This window comes from Rhodococcus sp. F64268 (assembly GCF_023015605.1).
GTDB lineage: Bacteria > Actinomycetota > Actinomycetes > Mycobacteriales > Mycobacteriaceae > Rhodococcus.
In genome coordinates this window covers 23,447-30,997 of sequence record NZ_JALKAI010000019.1, presented here as the reverse complement: position 1 = coordinate 30,997, position 7,551 = coordinate 23,447, and the positions used below count along the sequence as shown (strand labels likewise).

General features: G+C 66.6%; 6 protein-coding genes. 1 reads left to right on the top strand and 5 read right to left on the bottom strand.

Features of this window, described 5'->3' with window-relative positions; translation table 11 throughout:
• On the top strand, nt 1–143 hold a 143-nt coding region (locus MWU77_RS25180; RefSeq protein WP_374229975.1), incomplete at its 5' end, for a transposase.
• 187 nt (nt 144–330) lie between these two features.
• Here MWU77_RS25180 and MWU77_RS24175 read toward each other — a convergent pair.
• From MWU77_RS24175 to MWU77_RS24155, 5 genes are all read right to left on the bottom strand, one after another.
• A complete protein-coding gene (locus MWU77_RS24175; protein WP_247274996.1) occupies nt 331–1,167 on the bottom strand; it encodes a shikimate dehydrogenase in 837 nt (278 codons plus the stop codon).
• Nucleotides 1,157–2,809 carry an endolytic transglycosylase MltG gene (locus MWU77_RS24170; RefSeq protein WP_247274995.1) on the bottom strand — a complete coding sequence of 551 codons (1,653 nt, stop codon included), beginning with the start codon at nt 2,807–2,809 and terminating at the stop codon, nt 1,157–1,159. Before MWU77_RS24170 ends, MWU77_RS24175 begins: the two co-directional genes overlap by 11 nt.
• Entirely contained in the window at nt 2,806–3,327 is a 522-nt protein-coding gene (gene ruvX, locus MWU77_RS24165; RefSeq protein ID WP_247274997.1) for a Holliday junction resolvase RuvX, read from the bottom strand. The genes MWU77_RS24170 and ruvX overlap by 4 nt, the downstream gene beginning before the upstream one ends.
• Complete coding sequence (gene alaS / locus MWU77_RS24160) at nt 3,327–5,993, bottom strand: alanine--tRNA ligase (protein ID WP_169690993.1); 2,667 nt, start codon at nt 5,991–5,993, stop codon at nt 3,327–3,329. The genes ruvX and alaS overlap by 1 nt, the downstream gene beginning before the upstream one ends.
• Nucleotides 5,994–6,114: 121 nt before the next feature.
• Nucleotides 6,115–7,527, bottom strand: coding sequence for a replication-associated recombination protein A (locus MWU77_RS24155; protein WP_169690994.1), 1,413 nt, complete (start codon nt 7,525–7,527; stop codon nt 6,115–6,117).
• Between the last annotated feature and the right edge of the window lie 24 nt (nt 7,528–7,551).

Genomic DNA, 7,551 nt, shown 5'->3' with positions numbered 1-7,551 from the left:
TGCGCCGTGACCATGCGGAGCATGTGTCTCGGTATCTGTGGGGCGGGCATTTATGGTCGCGGTCGTATTACTGCGGCACCGCAGGTGGTGCGCCCTTGTCCGTGATCGCCGAGTACGTGGAGTCCCAACGTCGCCCTGGGTAACGGTGATTCACCTCCACCGTGAACGGTGGAGCACTCTCACCGCGAAAGGTAGATGCTGAGCAGGTACTGGGCCATCTCGTGCTCCTTCGGGCGCGGCCGGCAGTTCCCGGCCTCTCACCTACTACACGAACGGTAGGTGCCGGATTCGACACCTGCTACGACAACCGGCCCAAAATTTCTCGATTCGCTAACCGAGGCCGACGGCCGCAGCCATTGCGTCCCTCGGCGCGGCGCAGCCCGTGAACTGTTCCACCTGGCCGAAAGCCTGATGCAGCAGCATCGTCAGACCCGAGACCACGACGCTGCCAAGCGCGTGTGCGGCCGCACCCAGCGGAGTCGGCCACGGGTCGTAGATCGCGTCGAGAATGTACGGTGCCCGCGCCAAGGTGGCGGCATACGGAGCTGCCGCGGCAGCGGGCACCGTCGAGACCAACGCCCCGGACGCCCCGCAAACTTCGCCCAGTGCCGGATCATCGAAAGACACCCACCGCGGGGTGATCCCCACGGCCTCGGCGCAGTCGAAGGTTTCGGCTGCCCGCTGCTCCGAGCGCGCCACGACGGTCACCTCACGGGCACCCAGGTCGGCAAGGCCGACGATCGCGGGACGGGAGGTGCCGCCGTTGCCGACGACGACCGCGGGCCGTCCCGTCAGATCGTGTACGCCGATGGTCCCGAGCGCGCCGCTGACACCGTCGATATCGGTGCAGTCGGCGCGCCAACCGCCGTCGATGCGGACGAGGGTGTTCGCCGAACCGATCGCGACCGCCCGCTCGGTGCGTTCCGTCGCGAACTCGAGCGCGGCGAACTTGCCGGGCATCGTGACGGACAAGCCGACCCACTCGTCGCCGAGACCGGACACGAGATCCGGTAGCTGCTCGCCTGTGCATTCGATGCGCTCATAGGTCCAGTCGGCAAGCCCGAGCGCCCGATATGCGGCGAGGTGCAGCAGCGGAGACTTCGAATGTCCGATCGGGCTGCCGAGTACTGCGGCCTTGCGGGCCGTGTTCGTGTTGTCATCTGCCACTGTCGAGAATTCCGCTTTCGAGAGCCAACTGGGTATTGACGAGGTGTTCCTCATAGGTGTCGGCGAACAACGTCGTGCCCTGGTCGTCGATCGTCACGAAGTACGTCCATTCCCCCGGTTCCGGGTTCTCCACGGCCTGCAAGGCACCGATGCTCGGCGACGAAATCGGGGTAGCAGGCAGACCTACGCTCGCATACGTGTTCCACGGCGTCACGCGTGCACGGTCCGCGTCGGTGGTCGCGAGTTCGGTCTCATCGAGCGCATAGTTGACCGTCGAGTCGAACTGCAGCATCTGGTCGATCTCGAGTCGGTTGAGGATCACCCGTGCGACCCGCGCGAAATCGTCGGGCATGGCTTCGCGCTCGACCAGGGACGCGGCGACGAGCATCTCGTACGGGGTCAGGCCCACCTTCGGCGCAGCGGCAGAGATTCCCGTCTCGTCGTATCGTGCGGCGCTGCCGGTCACGAGTGTCCGCAACACCTCTCCGGGCTCGGCGGAGGGATCGAAATCCCAGCTACCTGCAGCGATGAGACCTTCGAGCTGTCGCTCACGATCCGGGACCTGCGCAACGGCGTCGCGCGCCCATGCCGGGACCCCGAGCGCGTCCAGATCGGCGCTCGCGCCGGCTGCGACGAGTTCCTCGTAGGTCAGGCAGTGTGTGACACCGGCATCGTCGTAGCAGCTTGCTTCTGCGATGAGGGTGTAGATGCCTTTGCGGACGGCGCCGGTGTTGACGTCTCGGATGTCGTGGAGCTGGCGTCCTTCCGAGACCACGAGCGCACCCACCCGGCTCTCCGGGGAGACGAAGGCGGTGACTGCGTCGACACCGGAGATATTGGTGGGGATCGCATAGAAGCCGGGGTGCACAGCGTTCATGCCTGCGTTCTGCACCGCAGCGTTGTAGAACGCGTCCGCACTGGCGGTCACGCCCTTGTCGGCGACTTCACTGCTGATCTCCGTTGCGGTTTCGCCCGGATGGACCTGCACGATGGCGACCGGCCCGGGAGGACCGGCGAAATCGGGCGGCAGCCCCGGACCCATGAATCGGTCGTAGGCGAAGTAGCCCCCGCCCACCACCACGATGAGAAGCAGCACGGCTGCCAGGGAGCCGACGACCTTCCCTCGCCTGCGACGCTTCACCGATGCGCGGGACTCGGCGCGCTGCTCCGTCGTGGCGCCCACGACGACCGGGGCCGCGCGCTGGTCGTCCCACGAATCGGCGTCCATGTCGTCGTCGACGGGTATTGCGGCGATGGTCTCGGTCCGGTCGAATACACCTGGCTCGTCGTACTCTGCGCCGTGGTGATACTCGTCTTCTCGACGTTGGGCGTATGAGTAACCACCGACGTACTCGTCGTCGTGACGAGCCCCTGCGCGTTCGTCCTCGAACTGCACTTGCCGGTGCGGCGGGGGACCGTCGAACACGCCTTCCTCGAAATGCAGGATGTTGGTGGGATCGTCGTCCGGATGCCGACCGTCAGCGGGTCGGTCCCGGCTGTATTCTTCGCGCCGCGGCGCCGGCTCCGGGGCGGGCGGGGTGTAGCGACCTGCGGTGTCGTAGGTTCCGGCGTAGGGGTCGCTGAACATACCACCGTGCCGAGTGTCGGGAGTGTCGTCGCCGTACCGTCCGTCCCGGCTCACCGGCCGCTCCCCTGGTCCCCGTCTGCCACGTTCAATGCTGCACTCCGCTCGTCCAACCAACCTTGCAAGATGGCGACGGCCGCGGCCTGGTCGATCACGGGCCGCGCGCCGCGCGCGCTGACTCCACTGTCGCGAAGCGCACGCGCCGCAGTGACCGTGGTGAAGCGTTCATCGGCCATCCGAACGGGAACCTCGGGAATCTCCCGACGAAGTCGACGTGCGAACGAACTCGCCAGCTTCGCGGCCTTCCCCGGCTCGCCGCGCAGGGTCTGCGGCAGCCCGACGATAACCTCAACCGCCTCGTATTCCATAACAATCTGGACAATGCGCCGGATATCGGGCGCGTCGGGGCCGCGCTCCTTGGACCTCGGCACAGTCTCGACCGGGGTGGCGAGGATGCAGTCGGGGTCGCAGGACGCCACTCCGATCCGCACACTGCCGACATCGATGGCGATACGACGCCCCCGGCCCGGATCATCCGAACCGGGACGATCAGGGCCGGGTACCTCGGCCACGATCAGCCGGCCAGCTCGCGCACTCGGGCGCGGACCGCGTCGAGCGCCGCATCGATACCCGATGCGTCCGAGCCCTGGCCCTGGGCCATGTCGGGTTTGCCGCCCCCGCGACCACCGATCGCCGGGCCGAAGCTCGACACGAGGTCGCCGGCCTTGATGCCCTTGTCCCGCACAGCGTCGTTGGTCGCCACGACGAACGGCACCTTGCCGTCTGCGCTGCCGAGCAGCAGCACCACGGCCGGATCGCTGCCGAGCCGACCGCGGATGTCCGATACCAGGGTGCGTAGGGCAGCACCGGATACACCTTCCGGTGCTCGGCCCGCGACGACGAAAACATCACCGATGCGTTCCGCTTTGTCGGCGAACGAACCTGCTGCCGCGGCCACGTTCGCGGCACGGCTCTTCTCGAGTTCCTTCTCGGCGACCTTGAGTCGCTCGAGAAGCGACTCGACACGTCCCGGAACCTCTTCGGAGGGCACCTTGAGTGTCGACGACAGACCCGCGAGCAACGCGCGTTCCTTCGCCAGGTGCCGATAGGAGTCGAGACCGACGTAGGCCTCCACTCGGCGGACACCCGAGCCGACGGACTGCTCTCCGAGCAGTGTGACCGTGCCGACGTGCGACGAGTGCTGCACGTGCGTGCCGCCGCACAGTTCCATCGAGAACGGCCCGCCCATCTCCACGACACGCACTTCGTCGCCGTAGTTCTCACCGAAAAGCGCCATCGCGCCCATTTTCTTGGCCTTGTCCAGGTCGGTGACGAAGGTGTTCACCGGGTAGTTCGCGGCGACAGCCTCGTTAGTGACGGATTCGATGTCCTGCTTCTGCTGTTCGGACAGCGCTCCCGGCCACGAGAAGTCGAAACGCAGGTAACCGGGCTTGTTGAGCGAACCGGCCTGCACCGCGTTCGGGCCGAGTACCTCCCGCAGCGCAGCGTGCACCAGGTGGGTGCCCGAGTGCCCCTGCGTGGCACCCTTACGCCATTCCGGATCGACCTGAACGAGAACAGCGTCGCCTTCGACGACCTGCCCCTCGAGCACCGTGACCTTGTGCACCCACAACTGCTTGGCGATCTTCTGCACGTCGTTGACCTTCACCCGCAGACCGGTTGCGGTGATGGTGCCCACATCGGCGATCTGGCCGCCGGATTCGGCATACAGCGGGCTGCGGTCCAGGATCAGTTCGACGTCCTGGCCTGCGCTCGCGGCGTGCAGGCGCTCACCTCCGGTGATGACGGCCAGAACGTGTGCTTCCGAGACGAGTTCGTTGAAACCGGTGAACTCGGTGGGGCCACGGTCGAGCAGTTCCTTGTAGATCGTCAGGTCGGCGTGGGCGTGCTTGCGCGCACGGGCATCGTCCTTCGCGCGCTGCCGTTGCTCGGCCATGAGCGACCGGAAGCCGTCTTCATCGACGGTGAGTCCTGCTTCGGACGCCATCTCGAGAGTGAGGTCGATCGGGAACCCGTAGGTGTCGTGCAATGCGAAGGCCTCGGAACCGCCGAGCACGGTCTTGCCCTGGGCCTTCACCGACTCGACGGCGCCTTCGAACAGCTTGCTGCCGGTACCGAGTGTCTTGAGGAACGCTGTCTCCTCACCGACAGCCACGGTCTCGATGCGCGCGAACTCGGTGGCCAACTCGGGGTACGACGGTGCCATCGTGTCGCGCACGACAGCCATGAACTCGGCCATCGTGGGCTGCTCGGCGCCGAGCAGACGAGCCGATCGGACGATGCGGCGCAGCAGTCGGCGCAGAACGTAGCCGCGGCCGTCGTTGCCGGGGTTGACGCCGTCGACGATCAGCATCGCGGCGGTACGCGCGTGATCTGCGATCACACGGAATCGCACGTCGGATACATGGTCGGCGCCGTAACGGCTTCCGGTGAGTTCCTGAGCCTTGTCGATGACCGGCCGCAACAGGTCCGTCTCGTAGACATTCTCGACACCTTGCAGCAGGAAGGCGACACGCTCGACGCCCATACCCGTATCGATGTTCTTCTTGGGCAGGGGACCCAGGATCGGATAGTTTTCCTTCCCGCCGCCCTCACCCCGCTGGTTCTGCATGAAGACGAGATTCCAGATCTCGATGTAGCGGTCCTCGTCGGCTTCGGGACCGCCCTCGACACCGTAGTCGGGGCCGCGGTCGTAGAAGATCTCCGAGCACGGGCCGCACGGGCCGGGGATGCCCATCGACCAGTAGTTGTCCTTCATCCCGCGACGCTGGATCCGTTCGGCCGGTACACCGATCTTGTCGTGCCAGATCGCATATGCTTCATCGTCGTCGAGATAGACCGTTGCCCAAAGCTTTTCGGGATCGATCCCGTAGCCGCCCTCGTCGACGGAGTCGGTCAGCAACGACCACGCGTGCGTGATGGCTTCTTCCTTGAAGTAGTCACCGAACGAGAAGTTGCCTGCCATCTGGAAGAAGGTGTTGTGCCGGGTGGTGATCCCCACCTCCTCGATGTCGAGGGTGCGCACACACTTCTGCACCGAAGTGGCCCGCGAGTAGGGCGGGGTCTGCTGCCCGAGGAAGAACGGCACGAAGGGGACCATGCCCGCGTTGACGAACAGCAGGTTCGGATCGGCCAGGATCAACGAGGCGCTCGGCACTTCGGTGTGGCCTGCCTTCACGAAGTGGTCGAGAAAGCGCCTGCGGATCTCGTGGGTCTGCACGTCGATGGTCCTTTGTGGTCTGACGGTGGCGGAGCTGCCCGGCAAGGGGCGGACGATCCAGTCGATCGGCCGCCTTTCAGCTTATCGCGCCACCACGAACTGATTATCAGGACCGCGGCGGCTACCGCAGTCCGCGTACGATCCGACGCAGCTTCGGCAGCCGCGACGACAGCTCACGCTCGACACCGCGGCCCGTCGGCTCGTAGTAGTCGACGCCCACGAGCTCGTCGGGCGCGTACTGCTGTGCGAGGACACCGTCCGGGTGGTCGTGCGGATACCGGTAGCCGATGGCGTTGCCGAGCTTCTGCGCACCCTGGTAGTGACCGTCACGCAGGTGATTCGGCACGGGCCCTGCCTTCCCTGCCTGCACATCGCCGATGGCAGCGAACAGCGCGGCGGTCACCGATCCGGACTTCGGTGCGGTGGCGATGTGGATGGTGGCCTGTGCGAGGGCGAGCTGAGCCTCCGGCATACCGACCTGCTGGACCACCTGCGCCGCGGCCACCGCCGCCTGAAGCGCAGTGGGGTCGGCCATACCGACCTCCTCGCTGGCCTGGATCATCAGGCGCCGGGCGATGAACCTCGGGTCCTCCCCCGCCACGATCATCCGAGCGAGATAGTGCAATGCGGCATCGACGTCGGAGCCGCGCAGCGACTTGATGAAGGCACTGGCTACGTCGTAGTGCTGGTCACCGTCACGGTCGTACCGGACCGCGGCCTTGTCGATACTGGATTCGACGGTCGGCAGGTCGATGACTGCGTCGGTGTCACCCGCGCGGTCGAGCGCCGTTTCCGCGGAGGCTTCCAACGCCGTCAGGGCGCGGCGAGCATCACCGCCCGCGAGCCGGACGAGGTGATCGAGCGCCTCGTCGGTGATCGCGACCGTCCCGGCAAGGCCCCGCGGGTCCGTGCGGGCCCGTTCGAGCAACGCCCGGATGTCGTCCGGGCCGAGGGGCTGCAGCTGAAGTACCAGCGACCGCGACAGCAGCGGTGCGACGACGGAGAAGGACGGATTCTCGGTCGTGGCCGCCACCAGCAGGACGATCCGGTTCTCCACCGCGGCGAGCAGTGCGTCCTGCTGGGTTTTGGAGAACCGGTGGACCTCGTCGATGAACAGCACGGTCTGCTCGCCGTGGGTGAGCCGACGGCGCGCGAGGTCGATCACGGCGCGGACGTCCTTCACACCCGCGGACAGCGCGGACAACGCTTCGAAGCGTCGACCCGTGGCACCGGAGATGAGCGACGCAAGGGTGGTCTTGCCGGTTCCCGGAGGCCCGTAGAGGACGACGGAAGCAGCCCCTGAACCCTCGACGAGTCGCCGCAGCGGCGCGCCCGGCTCGAGCAGGTGCTGCTGCCCGAGGACCTCGTCGAGGTTCGCCGGGCGCATCCGTGCGGCCAGCGGTGCGTTCGGCCCGGTCGGGCCGACCGGGGCACGCCGAATCGACGGTTCCGGATCCGGCGGCGGTTCGCGCGGCGCTTCGAACAAGGCGTCCGGTTCGGCCGACGGGTCGTTCGCCCCGAAGAGATCACTCACGCCGACGACGCTACAAGCGCCACC